The sequence below is a fragment of the Dehalobacter sp. TBBPA1 genome (assembly GCF_040931655.1).
GTDB classification, from domain to species: Bacteria; Bacillota; Desulfitobacteriia; order Desulfitobacteriales; family Syntrophobotulaceae; genus Dehalobacter; species Dehalobacter restrictus.
In genome coordinates, this window is record NZ_CP162385.1 from 1,479,651 (window position 1) to 1,505,636 (window position 25,986).

A 25,986-nucleotide genomic window follows, 5' to 3' on the forward strand; every position below is an offset into this window, starting at 1 on the left:
GTGTTTTTTTATAATTGGTAAAAAAAAGAAAGAACATTATAAGTAATCAAGTTTCATTGTTCAGTCTGTTCAAAGTATACTAAAAGTGATTTTAAGTGAGTAATCTTAAGAAGCTAAGAGAGGAAGAAAGGTGAATGAAAAAACAATCTCAATCCCTTATCCAACTAATAATGATCTTAGCGCTTTTAATTCTACTTTTTGCTGCTTGTACCCCAACCACCAACTCCGTTCCTGGTACAATGTCACCGTCAAACTCACCTGCGATATCGGAGTCATCAGAGGAATCTGGACCAACGGTACCAGCAGAATCAGTTGAACCTGTTGAAAAATTCACAGGAGTCTGGCAGTATGCATACGGTGACAGAAACATTGCTCAAATCCAAGTCTATAATGAAACGGAAAACGGGTTTGATTTCCATCTTTTTGTTGCGGAATATGATGAAGATGGAAAAATTACACAAGGCGGATTCAGTACAAACGCCCGGAAGGAACCTGACGGTAAGGCTTTCTATTCCACTGGCGAGAAGGAATCCCCGAATAAGCTTCAACATGTTGAGGGCACACTTGCCATTAGTAACGGATACCTCAGTATTACCTATAATGATCTTCAATTACGTCCCTATGATCAACAAAAGCAAACAGAATTGCCAACATCTTTTAAAAAGGTTCCAGCAGAAAAAATTAAACAGGCAATGTACGAACTGCCGTTCTTTACGAGAGAAATTATCGGTTTTACTTTGGACTTAACGATAGAGAAAGCAGATATACTTTTCGGCCCGGCGGTGGATGTGGAAATGGTACCAGAAACAGATGGACGTATCGATGTGACAATGAAACGTAACTACGCGGATACAGTAGTGTCTTTTTACTATCCTGAAGGTGCAGGTAAGAACGACATCTTTTGCAGCATAGAAACCACTCGGCCTGATTATAGTTTCATTAGGGGTATTAAAGTGGGTGACTCGTTGGAGTCCGCTATCGCAAAATTTCCTGATGAGAGAAGCAAAAGAAAGACCGTGAATAACAATAAAATCCAGACTTTATATGGAAAGGCAGTGTATACTGAAGTTGCCGGGTATATCTGGTATGACGAAAACGGTCTTAAAAACATTTGGTACAGTGACGGAGGGCTAATATTTAAATTGGAGTTTGATACTACAGATCATGTGTCCAAAATGTTACTTACAAGCCCGATCGACTAAGTTATCTTCACTAAGACGCAAAACAAAGAACTGGCGAGTTGCCTCGCCAGTTCTTTGTTTATTTCTTTCTTATGGGTGAAAAGCTTCAATGATTTGACCGTCGGTGCTGACGACCCCAAATGGATCATAAAAACAACATCCGCCGCAACGAGGGAACTTACTCGTATCCCCGCCATAGTAATAGTCGTTGTAGTAGCTTCCGGCAGCTTGTTCAAACTTTAACGGGTGATAGCCGGTGTTTGGATCGGTAGCGCTGCAATAGCCCATTGGATCAGTAGCATAACTGCTCTTAGTATAGGTACAAAGGTGCACGTGAATGGGGACACCTGAATTACTGCCACTTGCAGAACCGCCCATAGTGCCTATTGTCGTACTGGTTGTCACAGAGTCTCCGGCACTAACACTCGTAGAGTTTAAATGTGAGTAAGAGGAATAGAATGTCCGGACTCCAGTTAAATTATGCTCGATGACAACGATTCTCCCGTTCGCAGTTGAATTATCAGCTCGAACAAATGCTACAGTTCCGCCGAATATGGGCTTTACAGGGGTGCCAGTGCTTCCAAGGGCAATATCGTAACCCAGATGTCCTTTGTTATTTGTTTCTTTGTCATTAAATCCTTGAGTTACTGCCCAGCCAGCAAATGGACCGCCGCTTGGTAACGTAGCACCCACTTTATAGGTTTTGTATCCTACAGGGACGCCTCCATTATTAGATACGGTTATCGCCGTTGTTGCTGTGAATCCTCCGCTATTTGTTGTTACGGTAATAGTTACTGATCCAGTTGCCTGTGCAGTTACCAGACCATTACTGTTGACAGTTGCAATACTTGTATTACTAGACGACCAAGTAACCGCCTTGTTAGTCGCATTGGCTGGAACGACGGTAGCTGTTAGCTGTTGGGTATCTCCCGCATCCAAAGTGACAGATGTTGGGCTCATGCTTACACCTGTAACAGGAATAGATGCTGAGGCAACGGTCACCATTGAGTTTGCTGCAAAACTGCCGTCTACAGTCCGAACAGTGATCGTTGCGGTTCCTGAAGCTGCGCCTGCGGTTACTAGGCCAGTACTGTTCACTGTTGCCACATTTGTATTGTTGCTTGACCATATTACTGCCTTATTCGCTGCGTCGGACGGGGACACGGTCGCAGTAAGCTGCTGGGTCTGATTGTAAGCAAGCGTTACTTGGCTGGGAGATACCGTGACGCCCGTGACGGCCACACTTGAAGCGATAGCGTTCAGCATATTGCACGTAGCTGAAACGAATTTCCCGGCAAAATCCCTGTCAATGATATCTTGTGATGAGCTGGGGAAGGGAAGCTCAATTAACGCCGCGCGCATGCCTTTATTTTGTCCCCAAAGACTTACATAGCCTTTGGCGGAACTAGATAATGTGCTAAGACTAAAAGTTGAGCCGAACTGAGTCTGGAAATATTGCCCGATCGTAGTATCCCCGAGAGATTCATTGAGCCAGCCGTGAACATCCAATAAAACCATGGTTTGGGCTTCGCTTTGCCATTGCAGCAAGGCTTGGCTAAGGGCAAGCGATTCAACTGAACCCAGTGCCAATGAGCCGTTAAAATTCCGGCTGTTAGTATAGGGATAAAAGTCATTATTATTAGTATACGGAAAGGAACGGTTAATATCCTTACCTGCGTTGACTGTTGCCCGGCCAGGACCGTTATTTGTCCAACCGTCCAGAATTCCATCCGGATTGGCGCAGGGAATAACGTAGATTGTCCATGCGGAGAGGTTTTCCGCAGCAAGTTCTTCAATCGTCGTTTTAGCGATTTTGACCAGCTCCTCGCCGTCAGCCGCCCAGGCATCTTCAAATCCGTGAACTGCGAATACCGCCGCCAGAACATTGCTGCCGCTGCCAATTTTGTAATAGTTAAGGGAACGATTGTTGCCGCTGGTACCATAACTTCCTTCTACGACATTGGCAACGGAAATAGTTGGCAGGGTCACTGAAGTCGACTGAAGGACTCCTGTCGATACATAGCCGCGCTTGCTTGCCGAACCACCTGTGTTGTACTCGACGTAAGCATAGGCTGATTCTACCGAGGCGCTGCTTAGTATGCTTACTCTTTCGTTATCAAAAATTGTGCCGATTGTTGTAAAATTGGTATTTGGTCCGGTATATACGGTTTGGTTCCCGACAGCTTTTGCTAACCCGGTACCTGTTCGCAATGCCGGAACAGAATTCAGAGAGCCTGCAGCAGTCAGGCAATTTTGACTGACATAGCCTCTTTTCCGTCCTGATGCAGTATTGTATTCGATGTGATACCATTGTGTCGGATAAATAGAAGAAATGTCTCTTTCCAGGATGACGACGAATTCTTCAAGTGAGAGCCCCCCGCTTAAGAAATAGGTTGTATCCGGGCCGCAATAGACAGCGCCGGGAGTGGAAGTGACTTCAGCCAGAACGCCTCTGTTCCTGCCTGCTAATTGCGTTGTATCGACATAACCTCTTTTCGTTCCGGAGGGGGAGCTAAATTCAATATAGGTGAAGCCGTTTTGACTTTCATTAAAGCGGGTGACCCCTTCACCAGAATAGACAGTTCCAGAAGCGGCGTAATTGTTCGACGGTCCGGTATAGACCGTCAGATCCTGGTTGGTTGCATCGGCACAACCCGTAAACGTCCTCTCCGAGACACCTGCGGCAACGGTAGAGGGATCATTCAAACAGTCGTATGGAACATAGCCTCTTTTCTTATTGCTTGATGTGGGGTAATGAATATAGAACCACGATTTTTCCTTGCCAAGAACCAGGACCGGATCATTCTGGCTGACACTTCCTACAGACGCGTAGTTTATGTCACTTGGTCCAAGATAAACAGTGTCTGCGTTTGCAACCGAAACGACAGCTCCAGTGAGAGTCTGAAGACCGCTGGCCGACACATAGCCCCGTTTTTGACCGGAGGAGGTTGTGTACTCGATAAAAGAATAGGCAGACTCCGCAGTAACACCCTCAATCCAAAAGACAGTCTCATCAGCGGATAAAGAGCCAACAGAGGCAAAACCTAAATTTGGTCCGGCATAAACATACACATTCTGTTGGACGGAAGCTGCATTTTGAAATGTTTTCAGTGATCCAAGTCCGCTGGTCGAAGAATATGGCGTAATTAAGTTTTGATCGACGTAACCGCGTTTTCTACCGGAAGTTGAGTTAAATTCAATATAGTACCAGGAAGAAGCGTCTTTTTCCAGGATAACTACGTATTCTCCGGAGTAAACACCTCCCCCGGTTACGTAATTGCTGCGGGGACCGGTATAAATGGTAGCAGATGATGAAACGTTCGCAAGCACCCCCCTGTTCCTGCTTGCAAGTTGACTGGTCAAGGCGTATCCACGTTTGGTGCCAGACGATGTACTGTATTCAATATACGTGTAGCTCCCACTGGTTTCATTAAAACGCGTGAAACCTTCCGTGGCATAGACATTCCCGGGTAATGGATAAGTGGTTGAGGTTCCCGGACCTGTGCATACCGTAATGTTTAGGGTTGAAACATCGGCATAGCCGGTTAAAGACCGGGTCGGGACGCTGGCCGCTACAGTAGCCGGATTCGTGATTGTGTTGTACGGGACATAGCCTCTTTTCCTGGTAGTGGCTCCGGTGTAGTACTCGATATAGAACCAGTTTTTTTCCACGGCGAAGACCTCGACTTGCTCTATGCCAACACTGCCCACAGAGGCATAAATGCTGGAACTTGGTCCATGATATACAGTTGAAGCGCTTGCGGTATTTACTTTTACTGACATAATATCTCTCCTTTGTTTTTAAAAATTTTTTGAACCAGCTGATTAATTAGCAAAGAGAAGAAATATGGATATTCGTAAACTTGCTTGGTAACTTTTTTCTAAGGCCCTAAAATCAAGAAAATAGTTTAGCCGTTCTGTAATATTTCTCCCTTCAGCTTGATTATATTTCCTCAGCAACTTGTTAAACGGCAAAAACTCGGCAAAAACTCGGAAATTTGAAGACAGAAGAAAAGTCTGTAACGGAAGAGAGATCAATCATAGATTGTCTGCTAATTATAATGAAGCGCCATTTACGTTACATTGGGTTGATGTCAACTTGCACTTTTGGAAATGTTGCAACACTATGTCGCTTGTTATGGTTAAATAAAAGAGGAAGACGACCCGAAGGTCGCCTTTTTCACTTTTGGACTTACTAGATGTCTTAACCAAAGTAAACATAGTAACTGCCAGTACTTCCTGAAGCCCAGTTTGTGTTAACGTAACAATTCCTTGCAATGAAGGTACTTCCACTATAATAACCGCTAATATGAACCATAGCGCCGTTATTAAATGCATGCAGTGCGTCAACGTCGTAAGAACCGCCTGCAGCTTTAAGCCTTGCTCCCGCGGGGATATCGGCGCCTACGGTTGAGGTTTTAGATATCCCTCAATTATCCCCGAGCCAACTTTTCCGGCGATTCCTTTGCGGAAAGAACCTGTTGCTACTTTTTCGGTAACAACGGCTTCGCCAACACCCATGTTCATTAGTATGGTCGAACTTGTACTTGCCGAAGCATAAAACGGAGTTGCAACTTTATTATGCTGAAGCTGCATTGGTTACGTTGGACACCCATTTTGAACTGGAATTAACAGGGATAGATCATCTGTTGACGGAATCGGAATTATCTGTTGTTGAAAAGATCTATCTATTGGGCTATACCGTAGCAGAAACCGCAGCTATTAATGAAATCAGCAGACAAGCAGTTAATAAGACAAAAAAACGGGCTCTGAAGAAATTAGCAAAATGGTTTGGACAAGAAGGGCATTGGGGGGATTAATGTGGAATTGCTTTTAAATTATCTCAAAATTATGATTGCACTTAAGCGGGGTTTTCGGATGGTTGCTAGGTGAGCTTGATTCCCTGGTTTATGCGCTGGTCGCATTTGTAGCATTTGATTATGTAACTGGTGTCCTATTGGCGATTTTTGATAAGAAAGTATCGAGTAATATCGGATTTAAAGGTATATGTAAAAAAATATTGATATTTGCCCTAATTGCCTTGGGAAACATTATTGATCAATACATCATCGGTTCAGGAAGTACTCTAAGAACGATGCTGATTATGTTCTATTTGTCTAATGAAGGGATCAGTATACTTGAAAATATTGCTAAAATGGGAGTGCCATTTCCACAAAAGTTAGAGAATGTCTTGCAACAAATGGGAGATACAGGCTAACTCAGACCGTTACAGGTCAAAACCCTGAGAATTATTCTTACTTCAACGTCTCACTCGGAGGATTATCCAAGGTCTTGGTAGATGCTCCTCCTGGCAGATACGCTCTCTTTTTTTTGGATCCCGATGGGTATTCAATAAATTTCCATCCGTATTCCTCCCATAGGACAGTGTAGGGATCGAGTGCATCGAGATATCCCACCACGGCATACGCTTTGTTTCCTGGGCCTCCATAAACATTTGTACTCATTACAGTATCCTCCTTTTTACTCATCGAATTAGCTAATTCAATGTGTAAAAAGAAAAATAGTAAGGGTTTATCAACCATTTCTGAAAATATATTTTAGAACTTAATTCTTTCTTGTCTGCTTCGCATTTTTGATTTATGTCTTAATTTGAGGGGGGGTAGTCGGTTAGCTCCAGTTGAAAATAATATTGATACGAAAAGTGCCAATTGGCGCCGTTGCCGTTTTAGGGACAGTCTCAGGAGTAAAAAAATCCTAAATATGTGTTGCAAAAAGTAATCTATGTTGTCTATTAGTATTGGAAGGAAAAATTTGCCTGTATAAATTAGAAAGGAGTATAATATGATTAGAAAGTTAAGAGTTTCTTTCATACCATTTTTTCTTGGTTTATTTCTCTCTGTTGCGACCATGGCGTATGCCGGTCAAGCATCCAGCCCAGTAACAAACTTTGGTATGAATTATGGAGGGTATATCTATAACGGTTATTGCACAATTACGACATCTCCTAGTTTTGCTTCTGCCAGTGCTATAATGTCCTGCACAAATGGAAGTGCGTCAACAGGTTATATGGGGGTTAGTGCTTATATGTATAATGACGCAGGGACATGTGTTAAGTACAGCCCTTGGGCATACAATAGTTCTCCTCAGGTAATGTTAACTGCTACTTCTCCATATACAAGTGTCAAAGGCACATATTATGCCGGTGGAAGTTTTAGAATGTACAATGGGAGTGGTTATTTAGAAGAACCGTGTGCTTACTCACCAAGACAAAGTAATTAAAGAAGGGGTGTTGAAAAATATGTTAAAAAAATCTGGTATTTTTACTATCGGTATAGCTTTAGCTATAGGTCTTTTAGCAGGCTCTTTGAGTCTTGGAGCAATATCTGCGATAGCAGACTCGGATAATTCTAATGTTGCTCCTAACTACAAAGTAAATGCTCATGGACAAACCTATGGCGCCAACATGGCATCCACATCTGTGCAATTTCCAGATTTGATACAGGCTCAGGGAACTGATGGAACAGTTGGATATATTAAGAAAGCTGATTTAGACAAAGATCAACCTCAGAATCCGCAGGAAGCCGTTGCGTATATGGAGAAAATGAAAAATGCCCCTGCATATTCAGGGATTCCATTATATGCGTCTGATGGCGATACGGTAATAGGAAAATTTGAAGTCTTCAATTCAGCCTCCGATGCAGGTCAAGCAGAATTAGCCAAACAAGAAGCAGCCGCAAAAGCTGCAGCTGTAGGCAAATAAGTTTCAAATTACAGGTGAGTTCTTCCTAACATAAAGAGGGGTTTTATCCCCTCTTTATCTAAAATCTAAAATTACGGGGGATTCTTAAACCGTGAGCACTGAAAAGAAAGTGTGCAATTACGATTTTTCTTATGAAAAATCTATCTCTGTTATCTGTCCTCTGTATTCTAGCGTTGTTATTAAGTCCTTCAGTAAAGTTATATGCCGATTCTCCGTTGCAAAGGGTTGCCGGGAATGACCGTTACCAAACGGCAACCCAGATCTCGCAAAAAGGCTGGCCCGATAAATCTGCATATGTAATCATAGCAACCGGTCAAAACTTTGCTGATGCGCTCTGTGCCGCACCGTTATCGCAAAAATACAATTGCCCGATTTTGTTAAACATCAAAGAGAATTTGCTCAGTAGTACAAAAAAGGAAATTCAAAGACTTGAGGCCAAGAATGCTGTAATTATCGGTGGTACTGGAGCCATCTCGGAAAACGTTGAAAAAGAGCTTAAAGCTACAGGTCTAAGCTGTACGCGTATATCAGGTGAAGACCGGTTTGATACTTCCGCAAAAATTGCAGAGAAGCTCGATTTCAATGGTGAGGTTTGCGTAGCAACAGGACTCAATTTTCCAGATGCTATTTCAATTTCTTCGATCGCAACCCAAAAAGGCATGCCCGTGCTCTTAACCATGACGTACAAATGTCCTCAAAGCGTAAAAGACTACATCAAAAATAAAAACATCACTGCCGCTTATATTGTCGGTAGCGATGATGTTGTCAGCGACGGGGTAGCCGGCAATTTCCCCCATGTCAAACGATTGCAGGGGAATGATATCGCTATGATACCAATTTGGCTGTAATCAGCAATTTTGCCAAAGAGCTTAAGTTAAGTACCGTTTATGTTGCTACCGGTTCAAATTATCCGGATGCTTTGGCTGCTTCCGCGCTGGCCGCTAAAACACATTCTCCTGTTTTTCTGGTTAATGATACTGCCGTGGACAAGACGAAAGAATACTTGCTGCAAAACCAAATTCTCCCGAACATTGTTGCCATAGGTCAAACAGATGTCGTATCCGATGGCGTAGTTAAGGAGCTGCTGCAAAATAGAGGTAATACCAACGGGAACTTGCAGCTTAACAAACCAGGAATTGATGAGAATTATACAGTGCTTCCATATATAACCGATATTAAGCGGGGTAATATTGCAACTCAAGGGGTGTGGGATTATTTCTATTTAAGAGATGTTTCCAGTCAATTCGGGGGACAGCTTTTTAAGATCAGAACCGATGGAAGTCAATGTACTTTACTGGCCGTCGATCGTCCCGCAGATCTCAATACAATGCCAACAATGAATAAAGCAAATGTCAATGTGCTGGGAGAATGGATTTATTACGCTGAAGATTATCCTTCAGAAGCAGAAGGGCCGGGACATACCGTAAAAGGGATATTTAAGCTGAAGACAGACGGCACGCAGAAAAGTCAGTTAAGTACGAATTATATCCGAGATCTGATCGTCCAGGGAAACCTGATATACTTTATTAATGATTCCGATCATGGCCGTCTGTATAAAATGAAAACGGATGGTACGGGAATCACCAAGATTGCGGACGATACTGGATGCAGTAGCCTGAATCTTCAGGATGACCATATCTATTATTTACGGGATATTGACCCCACAGGCATAAAAACTAGACTCAATAAGCTTTACCGAATTAATACAGATGGAACAAATAAAACTGAAATACCTTTTCGATCGACAACTGAACCGATTGAAATAATGATCGTTGATGGGAATTTTATTTACTATTTAATGCCGAGTGGAACAGGGCCTACGACCTCAAGTATCTACAGGATGAATACTGATGGAACAAACAGTTTATAATTATTGGACGGGTTCAATTACCGGGGCAATTATGTCAACGTGGCGAACAATAAAATTTATTACTCTGACGGCAAAAGTCTCAATTATTTGGCAGCAGAAGGGAACTTGCAGAAAATTATTTCTTCATCTGCTTTAAACCTATCAAGTTTCTCGGTAGATAGTCCGTTTTTGCAAACAGATGATAGATTCTATTTTTTGGACTCAGGAAAAAATAACCTTTATCGATTTAATGATGACGGAACCAATTTAAAGCTGGTTGTAAGTCATCTCTTAAAGTAGGATATTAAAAAGAAACAGATGATTTTTTATGAGGTACAAAAGAAAGGGGCTGAACTGCTAACGGATTAAATAATTCGTTAAGTTCAGCCTCAATTTTTTAACTTACGAGTTACGAGCAAATTTTTTGAAGATAATGGATTTATTGTTGGTTAAGAACTTTTATCAATTCATCAGCTGATCCCATAGGAACTAAAGGGCCGGGTGATGTTGGTAAGAAAATAGCCTTGTCATTCCACTCACCAGTCAAGGGAAAAATGATAGAGTTATATTCAAATCTGTAAATAAAATCAGAATTAACATCATATTTCCAATTCGCGGAAACATTTTTTAAATAGACATACTCTATTACATCATTATTTTGCTTCAATGCTTCAATATCTGATTGGGAAAAAGCTAATTTACTAACGTCCTTAACTATTGAAGCGCGATCCTTTGTTATTTTTAAAATGTTATCAAACTTATTATTCTTATCGACAATTGTTTGATTACCCCGATGATAATATATGATTTTATCAGGGATAGTAATAAGATCTGCCGCATTAGCATAAGTAATAGTCTGTTCCTCCTTTTCAGAAATTTTAGAATCAGGCTGTTCTTGACTATCCAAATTAACTGAACTACACCCAAAACTAAATATCAACAAAAGTACTGTAAAGCAAATGGATATTATACATTTCATTTATTATTATTTATACCCTCCCATTATAAGTAGAATCTCCATAAAATCTTATTGGTGTTGATCCTGAAACTTGACTAGCTGCCCATAATGCTGCGTCTTTTACGTTATTTGAATGATTCCCATTTACTACTTCAGGCCAAAAATAGGTGCAAAATTGATAGGCCGGAACTACATCAACGTCTTGATACCATCCCAGAAAAGCTCTGCCGGAATAACCATAAATACTAAATGCGCTTGCCCATGCAGTTGAAGCCCCCGTCGAGCAGGCATCTAAAAATACAAAGTTCCAATTACCGGATACGTTGCTTGTCGATAATGACCAGGTGCTATTATCACCTATCGTAGTTGAAGTACCATGGCAATCAACATAAAAGCCATAGGCAGAACTGCTTCCCCAATAACTTTGAATGCTAGTTCCCATACTGGAACCGCTACCAACCCATGAACTTAATGCGTTATACCCTAGTCCACTCATCCCAGTTCTAGCAAGTGAGGCCGATTCAGATGCATATGCAAATCCAGTCCAGGCAAATGCTTTTCCGTCCTTTTTAGATGCATCTCCGCCCAGATTTTCACCAGTGACTGCGTCAATATAAATTAAATACTCGCCATTATTAACATTGATTACATATGCCAGTTTTACATAGTCTTCAGTTTGATAAGGCCCCCCGTCATTCCAAAAATAGTTAGGTCTTACTGTACTTAGAGACACAGTTTTGTTCGTAACCTTTGAAAACTGATTTATAACTGGTTGTGCGGCAGTCAAAGCTTCTTCTTTGGTTATGACAGCTTTGGCTGTATTTGGAGTCATATTGAACCTGTTGTATACAGCTACAGAGTTATTTTTGCTATTTAATACTACTTTAAGGGAATCGTAAGGGTTTAAGATGTCACTACCAATATCTTTCTCCCAATTTAACTGCCAATAATCATCATCAAATGATTCTGAACTTACTAGCTTGTATCCATTAAGGTTACTATTTTTCTCGACCGTATTAATCATGTCTTGCAAGCTGACAGTTGTAGTTGCTGTATCTGATACGGTATTAAAATCGGAAATAGAAATAATATTGTTATTTACATCAAACCTTACTGAAACGAGATCAGCATATTGTACTTCGGAAAGAATACGATTATTTTTATTATCTCTTAATTCTTTCACACTTACAACATCGCTTTTCGTATTTACTCCATATGATGCAAGAATTTTTTTGTTCTGATCGGTCAATAACTTCGGTAGCATATCATCCCTATTTTCACTAAGTAACGTCTCATTAGGTAAATTCACATCAAGCTTTTTAATATTTTCTAAAGCAGGGAGAGAGGCGTACATCTTCTGTAAGTCATTGTTGTTTCCGGTGTTTTCGGCAGCTATCACTGATCCTGATAATCCGGAGGTAAGGACTATTGCCAAAGAAACTACTAAAGCCATTATCTTTCTATTCAAGAGAATCACTCCTTTTGAATTTTTATTTCCTGTAAATGGGCCTAATAACAATAATTTGGATTTGACATAAAGTCTTTTATGAGGTTGCTGACTTCATTCAGGCTTAATGTCTTCATCTAAAACAAGCAATGGTATAACGTTAGTCAAATCATTTTTGAATCAAACAGACATTATTAAGAAGCGCTCGTCTAACTTTAATTATTGTCAAAATCAATAATACGATGGGCTCTATGAACAAATAATTAAAAGGATAGAACGAGCGCTATCACATTCTTTCTCATAAACCCACCACCTTTAACTACCATAATATGATCATTTCACCATTAATAGACAACTCCAATTGCATTTTGCAACATATAATTAATCAAAAATTTTATTAATTCTAAAATTCGTTGCAATACTATCACCTAGTAAAGAAAGAGTGTACTTTTACATCGTTTCTTCCTTATAGGTTATTCCACGGACTTATATGATTCCAGCAATGGCAATAAATAGAACCGAGAGTTACAACTCAGCAGCTTCTTGTCAAAACACATTCTCACAAGGATTCTCATGAAGACCATAGGGGTGTTTGTCAAGCAGTTTTGCGGCTATACAACGAAGGCTTTATCACAAATCTACGTCATTACGTAAGTCCTTTACAATGGAGCGGTTCATACTCCTATGCAGGCATTAGTTGGCCGTCCGTAGCTACTTTGGGAGCAAGCAAGGAACAACCATCAAGCAATACCAGTATGCTTGGGGCGGCTATACGTCGATATGCAAGCACGAGTACGACTACTCCTGCGGGCACAGGTACAGCCACTTATGGGATCGGCTATTTATCTGTTCAGAGCATTTTTGACCAAGTCTACAATGCCAAATACAGTTATTACCATTTACCACCTACAACTTATTAGTATAAGACTAAGGCAGCGGAACTTTCCGCTGCCTTAAGTAAGCTTAACCAATACAGATAACCTTAAAATATGGTAATAAATTACTTTATTCACAATAAAAAACGATCAAAAAATGTTGCAAAAATACTTCATGATTATCTTTATATATTATATTTCTTTCCTTATCTTTGTCTTTTGATACCCAGAATATGTTATTATTGTTATCAAAGGAGTGTGGTTTGATAATAATGACAGCATTGGCAAATGACAACGATAAGGATTTTATGGTGGACTTATATCGGAACTATTACGGCCTCGTAAAGAAAACCGTTTACAATATCACGCATGATACGAATGTTGTGGAAGACCTGATTGATGACACTTTTCTCAAACTTATCGGTAAGATTCCCTTACTGCGTACATTTGAAAGTTGCAAAACAGCTGCTTATGTTGTCTATACTTCAAGGAGCGTGGCAATTAATTTTATTAAACATCGCGATGTGGAAAAAAAGCATATGTATTATGGGGAGGACACAGACCTGGCCGAAACGGTTATCGACCTTAAAGGCGGTGTGGAGGGTATGATCATTAGTCAGGAAGAGGCATCGGAGATGAAGGAAGCTATTTTAAGGCTTCCCGAGAAAGAGAAAGATTTATTATATTTCAAATATGTCTTAGAAATGGATAATGAAGAACTCGCAGAAGTTTTGGGAATTAAACCGGGTAGTGTCCGGCAGTATTTGACCCGAGCAAGGAGAAAAGTCCAAAAACTGATCCATAAGGAGGTGGTATAACATGTTGAATAATAGTTCACAATCTATGCAGAAGAAACTTTATGAGGAATATGAAGACAGTTTGTTCAGGCTGGTCATGTACGAGACTGCGGAAAAAGAAGGAAAAGCCTTACTGGAAGAAAAAGAAAAGCTGAAAAATGATCCCGCATATATTCCATCGGAGGAAGCTGTTCAAAAGTTCAGCTCTCAATTGGATAATATCTTAAAAAGAAAAAAGGCTTATGCTTTAAGGCAAAAAACTTTCAGGATCTTAAATAGGTCTGCGGTAGCTATGCTGATTGTTATTATTCTATTGTTTACCACTGTAGCCAGCGTAAAAGCGATTAGAGTCAAAGTATTGAACTTTTTCGTGGATATTCAGCCGAAATATACATCTTATCAGGTAAATGAAACTGGTAATGAATCGGGCAACGGAGGGCCGGTTGTCAACTGGACAAAAGCCTATGTTCCAACTTATATACCCGAAGGATACAAAGTCAGTAACACTTCCAATAGTGAAACCTTTAAAAAATTATATTTAGAAATCAGCAGGATATGGTTATTTTATATACGGAATTGACTGAAGGCAGTATAGCCCAATCGGATACAGAAAATGCATCTGTCTTTAGAGAAATCAGTATAAACGGCCATAAGGGGACGCTTACAGAGAAAAACTCGACGGTTACAATCGTTTGGGAAATGGAAGGCCGTATATTTACGGTCAGCGCATCGACGGATCAAGAAACTGCGGTAAAGATTGCTGAAGGAGTAAAATATATTCAGTAAATTTGTAAAAACTTGTTGCAAAAAACCTTCTTTGTTGTCTTTCGTAAATGGAAGATATTACAAAGGAGGTTTTCTATTTATGAAAAAAATTATTTGCATGGGTTTTATTTTACTGATGGCCATTTTTTCTGCCGTTCCGGCTTATGCTGCTATTGATGAGAATAATATCAGCACACAAGGATCAGGAACGATAAGCCCTTTATTTACTTACATTTTACAACTAAATGTAGGTCTTAATATCGATTCATCAGGGAAAGCGGCCTGTATGGGTGATGTTAGCTTATACTCTGGAACCAACCGTGTAGATTTAACGGTACAATTGCAGAAATTTAACGGCAGTAGCTGGAGTGCAATTAAAACCTGGACGTCATCGGGAGTAGGCATGCCTGGCACGACAATATTACAAAACTATTATGTTGTCAGCGGGACCTATCGGGTATCTGCTACTGCTAAGGTTTATAATTCTTCTGGAACTTTGCTGGAGACTGTGACCGCATATTCTCCGACGTCAACATATTAATTTGATATGTAGTAGTATAATTAGAAATGTAACTATTCCAAGTATTCCTTTCGCATCCTTTCGTAGTTAGTCTTTCGAATCAAAAATCAGTGGAAAAGATCAATGTATCTTCCTCTTTTCCACGATACCTATGAACCAATTCTGGTTTTAAGAAATCGGAAATGAGGGCAAGCTCATGGAGTACCATGATAAAAAAACTCAGCAGGTCAGTAGAGCGCGTGTCACAGTGACCATGGAGGTCTACAAAGTCCATTACCACTAAGCAGGGATAGAGAAGCTAAATATTAAATATAATTCAAAGTGGCTGTATCATAACTTAGCCCAAATGAAGGACGTCAATAAAAATGGCGTCTTTTCTTTTGGGGTGTGCAGCCTTACATAGATCCAACGCTCTTCCGTTCTCGCAGCTAAAACTGAAATTCTTGCCAGCAGATATATTGAGGTATTTTGAGTGTCTTTGGTGACATCAAAGGAAATCATTGCTAAAGGGGATGCAACCGAAACATAAAGTTTTCGTTACGCCCCATTTTTATTTTGAGCAGTTAAACTTTTTGGGACGAATGTACTATTTGTTTGTGATAAATTCCCTATTTAACCAAAAAAGATAATATAGTATAATTTGGAAATATAAATATATTTTTACATTTTTTATTGCTTTGTGATTAAATTTAAGAATTTAGTTAACCAAGGAGGAAAAAAGTGAAAACACTATGTTCGAAAATATTATTTCTGCTATTAGCCGGCTGTTTTATTCTTCTGCTTAAATCATCTGCAGCCTATGCGGCGACGATCACCGCGCCATCTTCGATTACTGTGAATACAACCTGGACCAGCGATAATGTCTATGTAGTGTCATACACCACAGTCCAGCCAAACGTGACACTGACTATCGAGCCTGGAACTGTGGTCAAATTGAACGCGGTTAACAGCAAACTTGTGATTAAAGGCACACTGAATGCACTCGGATCAGACACGAATCAAATCACCTTTACTTCGATCAAAGATGATACATATGGCGGAGACACCAATAACGACGGAACAACAACGACCCCGGCCAATGGCAACTGGCTTTGCCTTGAGTCATATTCCGGCGGAAATATAAATTTATCCTATTGCCGTGTTCGTTATGGCGGATATACATATGCTCAGGTATATAGCACAGGAGGAAGCCTGAATATCAGCAATTGTGTTTCGGAACTCAGCAAAAACAGGGGTATTGAAACGAATGGCACAGCCAGTATCACAAATACACAGGTATCAAATTGTACTACCCAGGGCATCTATGTAAAAAATAGTACTCCTACCATATCAGGCAATACAATTAGTAGTTGTTCTAGCGGCATATATTTAGCAGACGGCAATATCCTCATCGCAAATAATAATATTTCAGCGTGTTCATATGGCATTTATGTGCTAAAAGGAACGCATACCCTTTCCGCCAATACAATCACGAACAGCAGCACCTCAGCTATCGCTATTGAAAATGCAATATGTACAATTATGAACAATAGTATTTCCCAGTGTCCAAATGAGGCAATCCGCTATGTAAATTCGACCCAAGTACTGACAGGAAGTATAACCGGAAATACATTTGATAACTGCAAAGATTTCCTGGGGTTTCGGTCAAGCTTAATGGCAAGCTTATTCCCAACATTGACATTGAACAATAACACGCAGACTAACTGTACGTATGATGGCATATATGTTTATGCGACGATAGGATCTCAAACGCTGCCCTTATATCAAGTCCCATATGTTGTCGAAAATTTAGGTATAGCTACTTCAAGTACTGTGGAAATTCAGCCGGGGACAATATTTAAAATCTTACATGATAAAGTCATTAATATAAAGGGAACCGTAAATATTATAGGCAATTCCCAAAACCCTATTGTCTTTACATCCATCAAAGATGATACAAACGGTGGAGATACCAATAACGACGGTACCCAAACTTCAGCAATGGCCGGGGATTGCTGGGGAATATCTATTGGAGAAAATGCACAGTTTATTGCGAAGAATGCAAAGTTCTTGTATGGACAAGAAAATGTATCTGTGTTTAAAGCATCAAAAATTGACATTCGTAATTGTGAAATAGGATACGCGGACTATAGAGGAATTTCCATAAGTCATTGTAATAATGCTGTTGTCACCGACTGCAGCATACATGACGGCGGCATTATTGGCGGAATAGTATTAACGAATTCCAATTCTGTGATTCTAAGAAACAGCTTTTACGACAATGGAAGAGGAATATATTTAACTCCGTCTGCAAATCAGACCCAAATCATGTTTAACAATTTTTACGATAATGGGATGGGTATTTATCAATTTACCCAAGAACCCATCCAGGCAACAATCCAGTTCAATAACTTCAATAATAATACCTATGGGTTCTATAATTTCACCGGAACGGCAGATGTCCAATACAACTGGTGGGGAGATGCTTCCGGTCCAGCACCCACAGGAACCGGCGACGAAGTTTATCACGGTGATGCCGACCCTTGGCTGAAATCAGAATTTATCGTGCCCGAATCAGAATTCTACCTAGGCCAGCAGCACTGGGACTTCCAGTGCAATGACCCTGTAAATGCAGTATCGGGGAATTTTACGTATGAGAAAACAGACATTACGATACCAACCATTGGTGTACCTTTACAATTTACCCGCTACTATAACTCACAGGATACCAGCACTTCAGGCCCTCTTGGGCAGGGCTGGCAGCATAACTATAACTGTACCGTCACCATCAATCAGGACGGTTCGGCAACGGTCTTGTATCCGGACGGCCACCAGGTCAAGTTTGCTTCCAGCAGCGGTATGTTCACCCGGCCTCCGGCCTGTTTTGAAAATCTGACCGAGGTCACCGGCGGTTATGAACTGACCTTTAAGGATCAGACGGTCTATGAATTTGATTCTTCCGGCAAACTTTGTGCAATTAGGGATAAAAACGCCAATAGAACGACCCTGACCTATAACGGCTCCCTTCTGCAAACCGTAACCGAACCAACCGGAAGAACCTTGCAATTTACTTATTATCCGGATAATAAGCTCCAGCAGGTGACCGATCCGGCAGGCCGTACTCTGATCTTTACGTATGATACGTCGGGAAACCTTGAAACAGTGACCGATGTAAACACCGGCGTATGGCAATACGGCTATAGCGGAAGCTATCTCTCGACGATCACCGATCCTGAAAACAATGTGACAGTTAACAACACCTATGATGCTCAGGGACGAGTGGTTTCCCAGCTTGACGGGGAAAACAATCAGACTGTCTTTACTTATGATCCCGTAAACAGACAGAACACCGTCACAGACGCCAAACAAAACAGCGCGATCACTCAATATGATCCCGCCAACCGGATCACTTCAATTATTTATCCGGGAGGGATTACCGAAACCTTCACCTATGACGGCAATAACAACCGAACCAGTGTCACCGACAAGAATGGCAACACTACCGTTTATACGTATGACGATATGGGCAATATGCTGACCAAGACGGATCCCGCACCATTGAGTTATGTCACAACGCTGACTTATGACACAAAAAACAATCCGGTTGCAATCGCTGATGCGTCCGGTTATACCACAGATATGACCTATGATACAAATGGCAACCTGCTGACCGTATCACGTGAGGTTTCCGGTCAAACCGCCGTAACCACGATGACTTATAACCCATACGGACAGGTCATTAGCATCACAAATCCCAACAACGGCGTAACACAATACACCTATGATACGTATGGTAACCGCATTTCCCAGACTGATCAGCTTGGCTATATCACCACGTACACGTATGATATCCTGGGACGCAAACTGACGCAGGTCGATCCGCGCGGCAATGTTCAGGGGGGCAATCCGGCCGACTACCAGTACACCTACACTTATGATCTCGCCGGTAATATGCTGACCATCACTGATCCCTTGGGAGACGTCATTACAAACACCTATGACCTGAACAACAATCTGCTGACGATCACCGATCCGAAAAACAATATAACGACCTACACCTATGATGGTAACAACCGTCTGCTGACCGTTCAGGATGCACTAAACAATGTGACGACCTATACCTATGACGCGAACGGCAATAGGGTCTCCGTTACAAATCCGCTAAATCATACAACAACCTATGGCTATGATCCGCTTGACAGGCTGATATCAGAAACCAATGCGGCAGGGAAGACCGAAAGCTATACCCTGGACGGCAACGGCAACAAGCTGACGGTTACAGACCGAAATAACCATACCACGACTTATGTGTATGACGTCTTAAACCGCAATACCCAGATCACCAATCATTTAAATAAACAGATTACCGTCCAGTATGATCCGCTTGGGAACAAACTGAGTGTCACGGATCAGCGCGGCAACACAACATCCTACACTTATGATCAGAATTCCAAAGTGCTCACGGTGACCGAACCGGGTAATCAGGTAACCACCAACACGTACGATCTGGCTGGAAATATACTAACAACGACCAATCCGTTGAACCAGGTCCGGACCTTTGTTTATGATGCAGACAACCATCTGATCGAAACCATAGATCCGTTGCTTCATTCTACAACCGTTGGATATGATGAAGCCGGGAATGTGATTCTGAAGACCGATGCCAACAACAAGAACATCACGTATACCTATAACGCCTTAAACCAACTCGTGTCAGTGACAAATGCCTTAAACCAAATCACGAGCTACAGCTATGATGAGAACGGCAATTTGACCGCCGTCACGGATGCCAACAACCATACCTCTGCGCTAGGTTATGATGAGCTTAACCGAAAAATCAGCGAGACAGACGCCTTAAACAATACCTATAGCTGGACTTACGACGCAGCGGGGAATGTCATCAGCTGGACCAAACCTGACCAGTCCGCAGTCAGCTACGCGTATAATTACCTGAACCAATTGACTACAGTCACTTATCCGGATCTCAGTCAGGTCACTTATACCTATGATGACGCTGGCAACAGACTGTCAATGACGGATCAGCTTGGAACAACTACCTATACCTATGACGATCTTGACAGACTTGCCTCGATCATGCGGGGAACCAATACCGCAAGCTTTGGCTATGATGATGCAGGCAACCTGGCATCCATCACCTATCCCGGCGGACTGCAGGTGACGTACGGCTATGATGCAAGAAACCTGCTTACTTCCGTCACAGATACGGCCAATACGACCACAATCACGTATGACGCTGCCGGAAATCGGATTGGTGAATCACTGCCGAACGGTGTTACCGTCACATACGAATACGATGATGCAGGAAGACTCACCCTTGTCGAACATGTCCTTGGCGGAACAACGCTCACCAAAGCAGCCTATACGCTGGACAATGTCGGAAAACGGCTTACCGAAACCGATGAACTGAACCAAACCACGACGTATACCTATGATGACCTGTACCAACTGGCCAGCGCCGTCTATCCCGGTGGCCAGACAGTGAATTATACGTACGATCCGGCAGGCAACAGAACGCTAGCCGGGATAATCGCCTATACGTACGATGCGGCCAACAGAATCACTCAAGCAGGGACAGATATCTACACGTATGATGTAAACGGCAACCTGACCGACGTAAACGGCACAAAGCTGTACCAATATGATGCCTTAAACCGGCTGATCTCTTATACAGATGGAACAGACACGATTAATTATACCTACGACGGAGGCAGTAACAGGCTAACTCAGACCGTTACAGGTCAAAACCCTGAGAATTATTCCTACTTTAACGTCCCACTCGGAGGATTATCTCAGGTCCTGGTAGAATTAAGCAGTGGAGAAAACTATATCTACGGCGGCAGAGTATTATACAGAAGTTCTACGATAAGCACCATCTTCTACCATAACGACGGACTTGGCAGCACCCTAAAGGTCACAGACATTTCCGGAAATATCTTAAACAGTTACAAATATGACGTTTTCGGGGATCTCAGAGCATCTGTCGAGACTGTAGACAATGATATTCTTTTTGCCGGTGAATTCCAGGATGCCAATGGTCTGATCTACCTCAGAGCCAGATATTACGATCCGAATGATGGAAGATTTTTGACACAAGACAGCTATCTTGGAGACATAAACAGTCCGGTAACGCTAAACAGGTATGCCTATGGGAACAACAACCCGGTGATTTATATTGATCCAACAGGGCATGTGGCTATATGTCCTTGGGATGTCATTGATATGATGCTGGCATCTTATAGTTGGACACAGCTTATCGAAGATCCAAACCTAGATCATTTTTTAGTAGCGTTAGCGGATACGCTGGGATTGTTCCCGGGGGTTCCATCATATACCTTACTAATGGGAATGAATCAAGCTCTAAAGCATTCGGATAATTTTGCTGAATTTAAGGTAGCTTTGGATAAATTTCTGGTAACGAAGGGGGCGACAAATGCCGGTGTAGAAATAATAACTAAGAATGGTATAAAGATAGAGGGGTTCACCAGTCATGGTGTAGATAGAGCTATCGGTGACGGATTTAAGCGTGCTGGAGTAAGTCCCCAAAGTGTTCTCGATGCATTGAAAGATCCCCTTAAGATAAATAACGTTGTTACAGACAGTTTAGGTCGTCCAAGTCAAAGGCTTATCGGAAGAACTGCTGAGGTTGTCGTTAATCCAGAAACGGGCAAAATAATATCAGTGAATCCAACATCATCTAGTAAGGCAGCAAAATTGCTCAGGGAATTGGGGTTGAGCGAATGATAATATGTTTATTACAATCACAAAAGGAATACTTGATAAATGACGTTCTGAAAGAAAGAGATGATCTAGTAAAGAATCTTAGAATGGGAAAGTTAATCAATAGCAAATGGGAAATTGAGATTAGTAATGATGTTGCGGACGAAATAAGAGATTTGTGCTCTGAAAAATTACAGATAACCGGTTTCGACGAAAAATATAAATTGACTGAAAAAGGAAAGCTTTTAGAGGAGCTCATCGATTTATTTTTTGTAACCTAGAACTTCATCAGCGTGTAAGGAGATGGTTAGCCGTCTCCTTTTTCTTATGCCGACTCAACAAAAAGCAAAAGCAGAACCGGCCCAACCCTAGCCGATTCCGGTCATATTAATAGCTTATGATAAATTGCCTTTACCGTCTGGCCGGGCGATTTGAAATTTTTCAAATCCCCAACATTCAGACGGTAAAGGCAATGGCCCCTTGAATATTTTAAGATGCAGGTCACTTTAACCGCCGCTAAGATTAAAAGAAACCTTATAGTATTGGCTTACCGCTATTGCCGGCGATTTGAAAAGGCTGTATGGCCAGCAGCCATCTTTTTCAAATCGCCCAATGCCAGCGGTAAGCCAATTGCTTGATGTTGACCCATTATTCCAGCTTGTTTAAAAAGTCGTCGCCTCCCCCAAGCCCGAAAAGAAAAACCGTTTTGTAAGTATGGGGCAAATGTCAATACAGCGCGCGTTTACCTTTCTAAAAAATTCCTTCTATATCTATTTAAATATATTTTTAATTCTAAAAACACCACAATAATGACAAAATATGCTAAAATTTAGGAAATTGTATGTTTTTCTTCAATTGGAATGGAGTAAGAAAAAGGATGGGAACTAATAATGAGAATCTTATTTTTACATTTAAGTGATTTACATATTAAGCAAAACGAATATATAGAGATAAAAAAAATTGAAAAATTGGTTGATTCACTTAATATTGTTCAGAATTTTGATGAGTGTGTAGTAATTTGTTCTGGTGATTTGGCTTATTCTGGTGAAGAAAATGAATATAAAAAAGTGAAAATACTATTTGGGTCATTATTTTCAACAATAAGAACAAGACTTAAATTTAACAAATTTATTAGATTTTTATTAGTCCCTGGAAATCACGATGCCTGCTTTAGAAACGTTGATAGAAATGGAGATACTATTCAACAATATTATAAAGAAAATAGTATTGCACAACATATTGATAATGAAATGAGTATGTTAAATAATTTCTATAATTATTCCGAGGCCAATCATTGCTTTAAATACAATAAAATTTGTGATAAAAAAATTATAAGCTTTGAAAATTATAATATTCAAATTAACTTAATAAATACAGCCTTATTCTCGACTCTTGAACCAAATGATAAACAGCTTCACTATTTCCCAAATGAACAATTATCAGTTTTGAGTAAAAATGATAATGTAAATCTTACAATAACAATAATGCATCACAGTACAGAATGGTTTTCTTGGGAATGTAAGAAAAATCTTGAAAGGACTATCTATACGGATTCCTCTATTCTTTTTTTAGGACATGATCATGATCTATCAACGAAAGATTTAAATATAGATAATCATAAAAGTATTTTTATCTCCGCCGGTGGAGAATTTTCTAATAAAGATATCATTGGAAAAAGTGAATTTAATGCAATTTTATTAAATACTGAAACCAATTGCATCGATGCATATGCATTTGAATGGGTTAATGAGGAAAATCATAATATATACAAGCACAACAAGTTATTCTCAAATAAACTCCTTTTACAGAAGTCTAATGAATTAGTACCTAACATATTTTTTGTAAACGAGATAAAACAAGATGAAAAAAGAAAAGTCTCAAAGGATTTCACACAGTACTTTGTTTTCCCAATATTAACCGGAAAAGCCAAAGACAAATATACTGATAAGATTGAAATAAGCAGTCTAGATGAGTTTATGGAAAAAGTTCAAGATAAGAAGTATTTAAATATTGTTGGCGGTGATAACTCTGGAAAAACAGCATTGCTTAAAATACTATTTCTATATTTGATTGATTATAAGATGATACCCCTCTTTCTCAATGCAGAGAATATTAAAGGTAAGCACTTAAATAAAGTTATTAAATATACATTTCAAGAACAATATAGCGAAGACCCATTACAATATGAAAGATTTAGACAACTTAGGAAAGACCAAAAAATTGCAATAATTGATGACTTTGATAATATAAAAGACAATGTGAAAAGTGAATTTATTTTAATTTTAAAAGAACAATTTGATTATATAATTATTGGAACTAAGAATGAACAAGAATACAATATTGTAGAAAATGTCCGTAAAGAAATTGATGAAAAAAACGATTTTTATGTTTTGAAAATTAGTGATTTTTACTTAAATAAAAGACATGACTTAATTAGAAATATTTGTAAAGCTTCTAATTGTATGAACGATGAAGATATTGAAAAAATTATTGAAGCTATAAATGGCTTTGCTAAACATCAATTAGAATTATTCGATTTTGATCCCGATTTTATAATTCAATTTACACAATATTTCTTACAGAGTTCAGATTTGCAAAATTTAAAGAACGAATCAATTTTTAATAAGATCTTTGAAACTAATATTTATAACTCGATAATACAAAATGCGGATAAAGATTTTGTTGAAGAAACTATTACGGCTTTAGAAGAGATTGCATATTATATTCATTTTAACAAGGAAGACCCTCTATCTTTGACCGATTTACAGAGAGTTGTAGAAGAATATAATGAGAAATATTCTCTAAGAATAAACCCAAAAAGAGTTGTAGAAGTAGCTTTAAGAGCGAAAATTTTAAAATATGTAGACAGTAGTTTTTCTTTGAGATTTTGCAATAAAAATCATCTTGCGTTTTTTATAGCAAGATGTTTAAATCGGAAGCTTAATATCGATGGTTCATTCAAAGATATCCAATATGTATTAAATAATATGTGCTTTGGCATTAATGATAATATCATCTTATTTCTTTCCTATTTAACAAGTAATCCCCAGATTATAATGTCAATATATAATGTCGCTGAATCATTAATGGAAGAATGGGAAGAATTCGATATTGATGCAGGGAATATAAATTATTTAACTAGTATAAAAGCGCAATATAAAATAGAAGCACCCAAAAATGGAGAAAAAGGAAAGATATTAGAATTAGAAAATAAAATTGAGGAAGAGCGAAAAAAAGAATTACTTATTGAGTGTAAAAGTTTGTATGATTATGATGAGACCGAAATTAATAGTTATTCTAATAAAATTCTTAGAGCTTTAAAGTATACAGAAATGCTTTCAAAGGCATTGCCCAATTTTTATAACATATTAATAAAAGAAAACAAAGAAAAAATAACCGATGGTATATATAAATTCCCAAATAAGATTTTATTAAAATTATTAAAACCCGTCGATGATGATTTTGATGAATTAATTAAAGACATAACCAGTTTTTCAGAATCAATTGACGCCAAAAATGAGCAGAAAAAACCTCTTAGAGAATCGGATATATTAAATATTTTTCACAGATTAACATTATCTATGGTTTTATCTATATATAATAAGTTTGCCTATCTTTCGACGGATAGAAGAAGTATTGACATTCTTAACAATTATGCGTTAAATAACTCAAATTACAAAATATTTAATTTGATGGTTTCTGAAAACTATGGAGCAACAGAAGAGTTTTCTCAAAAAGCAGGCGATTTATACAATGAAACAAAAGATAGAAATATTAAGCTAATGGTTACCCGCATAGTAAAAAAACACTTAGTTTTTACAGAAAATATTAAATTCAATAAACGCCAACAGCTCATAGATAAATTTTTCGGGCAGGAAGAGAGAAAAACTATCTTACTTGAAGCAAATAAACAAAAATAATTGTAGCAAGTATCATGTTGGTCCTGCCCCAACTGGTCATTTCTATTTCACAGATTATGACCTAACTAGTGAAATAGTGAAATTCATGTCATCTAGCCACGCTGATGATACTCGCTACATTTAGATTATACGCATAAAAATAAATAGGTATACTTAAACAAAAATTTATCTTGCTTCTCCATTTTTTCATCATATGCAATATAGAAGGAATTTTTTAGAAAGGTAAACGCGCGCTG

Annotated in this window: 19 protein-coding genes; 14 read left to right on the plus strand and 5 right to left on the minus strand. The window is 39.6% G+C overall.

The window, feature by feature from the left end; genetic code table 11:
- Positions 1–134 precede the first annotated feature (134 nt).
- A complete protein-coding gene (locus AB3489_RS07315; RefSeq protein ID WP_368294527.1) occupies positions 135–1,202 on the plus strand; it encodes a hypothetical protein in 1,068 nt (355 codons plus the stop codon).
- Between the two features lie 69 nt (positions 1,203–1,271).
- On the opposite strand, the gene AB3489_RS07320 is transcribed toward AB3489_RS07315, so the two are convergent.
- Complete coding sequence (locus tag AB3489_RS07320; RefSeq protein WP_368294528.1) at positions 1,272–4,964, minus strand: Ig-like domain-containing protein; 3,693 nt, start codon at positions 4,962–4,964, stop codon at positions 1,272–1,274.
- A gap of 621 nt (positions 4,965–5,585) precedes the next feature.
- A complete protein-coding gene (locus AB3489_RS07325; protein WP_368294529.1) occupies positions 5,586–5,777 on the minus strand; it encodes a hypothetical protein in 192 nt (63 codons plus the stop codon).
- Between AB3489_RS07325 and AB3489_RS07330 the strand changes: the two genes are divergently transcribed.
- A complete protein-coding gene (locus AB3489_RS07330) occupies positions 5,777–6,001 on the plus strand; it encodes a sigma factor-like helix-turn-helix DNA-binding protein (protein ID WP_368294530.1) in 225 nt (74 codons plus the stop codon). The genes AB3489_RS07325 and AB3489_RS07330 overlap by 1 nt on opposite strands.
- Before the next feature lie 62 nt (positions 6,002–6,063).
- Positions 6,064–6,399, plus strand: coding sequence for a holin family protein (locus tag AB3489_RS07335; protein ID WP_368294531.1), 336 nt, complete (start codon positions 6,064–6,066; stop codon positions 6,397–6,399).
- 37 nt (positions 6,400–6,436) lie between these two features.
- On the opposite strand, the gene AB3489_RS07340 is transcribed toward AB3489_RS07335, so the two are convergent.
- Positions 6,437–6,646 (minus strand): hypothetical protein, encoded by a 210-nt coding sequence (locus AB3489_RS07340; protein ID WP_368294532.1) that lies wholly within the window; start codon positions 6,644–6,646, stop codon positions 6,437–6,439.
- 337 nt (positions 6,647–6,983) lie between these two features.
- Here AB3489_RS07340 and AB3489_RS07345 point away from each other — a divergent pair, with 337 nt between their 5' ends.
- From AB3489_RS07345 to AB3489_RS07360, 4 genes are all read left to right on the plus strand, one after another.
- Complete coding sequence (locus tag AB3489_RS07345; RefSeq protein WP_368294533.1) at positions 6,984–7,421, plus strand: hypothetical protein; 438 nt, start codon at positions 6,984–6,986, stop codon at positions 7,419–7,421.
- Between the two features lie 19 nt (positions 7,422–7,440).
- The gene (locus AB3489_RS07350) at positions 7,441–7,902 is read left to right on the plus strand and encodes a hypothetical protein (RefSeq protein ID WP_368294534.1); all 462 of its coding nucleotides are present in this window, start codon (positions 7,441–7,443) and stop codon (positions 7,900–7,902) included.
- A 131-nt stretch (positions 7,903–8,033) separates the two neighbouring features.
- Positions 8,034–8,750: a cell wall-binding repeat-containing protein gene (locus tag AB3489_RS07355; RefSeq protein WP_368294535.1), complete on the plus strand. Its 717-nt coding sequence runs from the start codon at positions 8,034–8,036 to the stop codon at positions 8,748–8,750.
- A complete protein-coding gene (locus tag AB3489_RS07360; RefSeq protein WP_368294536.1) occupies positions 8,741–9,772 on the plus strand; it encodes a DUF5050 domain-containing protein in 1,032 nt (343 codons plus the stop codon). The genes AB3489_RS07355 and AB3489_RS07360 overlap by 10 nt, the downstream gene beginning before the upstream one ends.
- Before the next feature lie 418 nt (positions 9,773–10,190).
- Here the strand turns inward: AB3489_RS07360 and AB3489_RS07365 are convergent, their stop codons facing one another.
- Both AB3489_RS07365 and AB3489_RS07370 read right to left on the minus strand, forming a co-directional pair.
- Positions 10,191–10,658 carry a hypothetical protein gene (locus tag AB3489_RS07365; RefSeq protein ID WP_368294537.1) on the minus strand — a complete coding sequence of 156 codons (468 nt, stop codon included), beginning with the start codon at positions 10,656–10,658 and terminating at the stop codon, positions 10,191–10,193.
- 82 nt (positions 10,659–10,740) lie between these two features.
- Positions 10,741–12,177: a PepSY domain-containing protein gene (locus AB3489_RS07370; RefSeq protein WP_368294538.1), complete on the minus strand. Its 1,437-nt coding sequence runs from the start codon at positions 12,175–12,177 to the stop codon at positions 10,741–10,743.
- Positions 12,178–13,294: 1,117 nt separating this feature from the next.
- Between AB3489_RS07370 and AB3489_RS07375 the strand changes: the two genes are divergently transcribed.
- The 7 genes from AB3489_RS07375 to AB3489_RS07405 all read left to right on the plus strand — a co-directional run bounded on the left by AB3489_RS07375 (position 13,295) and on the right by AB3489_RS07405 (position 25,750).
- The gene (locus AB3489_RS07375) at positions 13,295–13,849 is read left to right on the plus strand and encodes an RNA polymerase sigma factor (RefSeq protein ID WP_368294539.1); all 555 of its coding nucleotides are present in this window, start codon (positions 13,295–13,297) and stop codon (positions 13,847–13,849) included.
- 1 nt (position 13,850) lies between these two features.
- On the plus strand, positions 13,851–14,408 hold the full coding sequence (locus AB3489_RS07380) for a hypothetical protein (protein WP_368294540.1): 558 nt from the start codon (positions 13,851–13,853) through the stop codon (positions 14,406–14,408).
- A complete protein-coding gene (locus AB3489_RS07385) occupies positions 14,405–14,614 on the plus strand; it encodes a DUF4367 domain-containing protein (RefSeq protein ID WP_368294541.1) in 210 nt (69 codons plus the stop codon). The genes AB3489_RS07380 and AB3489_RS07385 overlap by 4 nt, the downstream gene beginning before the upstream one ends.
- Before the next feature lie 79 nt (positions 14,615–14,693).
- Positions 14,694–15,134: a hypothetical protein gene (locus AB3489_RS07390; RefSeq protein ID WP_368294542.1), complete on the plus strand. Its 441-nt coding sequence runs from the start codon at positions 14,694–14,696 to the stop codon at positions 15,132–15,134.
- A gap of 699 nt (positions 15,135–15,833) precedes the next feature.
- Positions 15,834–21,854, plus strand: coding sequence for a right-handed parallel beta-helix repeat-containing protein (locus AB3489_RS07395; RefSeq protein WP_368294543.1), 6,021 nt, complete (start codon positions 15,834–15,836; stop codon positions 21,852–21,854).
- Positions 21,851–22,111 carry a hypothetical protein gene (locus AB3489_RS07400; RefSeq protein WP_368294544.1) on the plus strand — a complete coding sequence of 87 codons (261 nt, stop codon included), beginning with the start codon at positions 21,851–21,853 and terminating at the stop codon, positions 22,109–22,111. The genes AB3489_RS07395 and AB3489_RS07400 overlap by 4 nt, the downstream gene beginning before the upstream one ends.
- 609 nt (positions 22,112–22,720) lie before the next feature.
- Positions 22,721–25,750 carry a metallophosphoesterase gene (locus tag AB3489_RS07405; RefSeq protein WP_368294545.1) on the plus strand — a complete coding sequence of 1,010 codons (3,030 nt, stop codon included), beginning with the start codon at positions 22,721–22,723 and terminating at the stop codon, positions 25,748–25,750.
- Positions 25,751–25,986 lie beyond the last annotated feature (236 nt).

Bases quoted from the DNA above. Each gene is read 5' to 3' on its own strand.
- AB3489_RS07315 (WP_368294527.1), top strand. From the start codon at position 135: ATGAAAAAACAATCTCAATCCCTTATCCAACTAATAATGATCTTAGCG.
- AB3489_RS07320 (WP_368294528.1), bottom strand. From the start codon at position 4,964: ATGTCAGTAAAAGTAAATACCGCAAGCGCTTCAACTGTATATCATGGA.
- AB3489_RS07325 (WP_368294529.1), bottom strand. From the start codon at position 5,777: ATGCAGCTTCAGCATAATAAAGTTGCAACTCCGTTTTATGCTTCGGCA.
- AB3489_RS07340 (WP_368294532.1), bottom strand. From the start codon at position 6,646: ATGAGTACAAATGTTTATGGAGGCCCAGGAAACAAAGCGTATGCCGTG.
- AB3489_RS07345 (WP_368294533.1), top strand. From the start codon at position 6,984: ATGATTAGAAAGTTAAGAGTTTCTTTCATACCATTTTTTCTTGGTTTA.
- AB3489_RS07350 (WP_368294534.1), top strand. From the start codon at position 7,441: ATGTTAAAAAAATCTGGTATTTTTACTATCGGTATAGCTTTAGCTATA.
- AB3489_RS07355 (WP_368294535.1), top strand. From the start codon at position 8,034: ATGAAAAATCTATCTCTGTTATCTGTCCTCTGTATTCTAGCGTTGTTA.
- AB3489_RS07380 (WP_368294540.1), top strand. From the start codon at position 13,851: ATGTTGAATAATAGTTCACAATCTATGCAGAAGAAACTTTATGAGGAA.
- AB3489_RS07390 (WP_368294542.1), top strand. From the start codon at position 14,694: ATGAAAAAAATTATTTGCATGGGTTTTATTTTACTGATGGCCATTTTT.
- AB3489_RS07400 (WP_368294544.1), top strand. From the start codon at position 21,851: ATGATAATATGTTTATTACAATCACAAAAGGAATACTTGATAAATGAC.
- AB3489_RS07405 (WP_368294545.1), top strand. From the start codon at position 22,721: ATGAGAATCTTATTTTTACATTTAAGTGATTTACATATTAAGCAAAAC.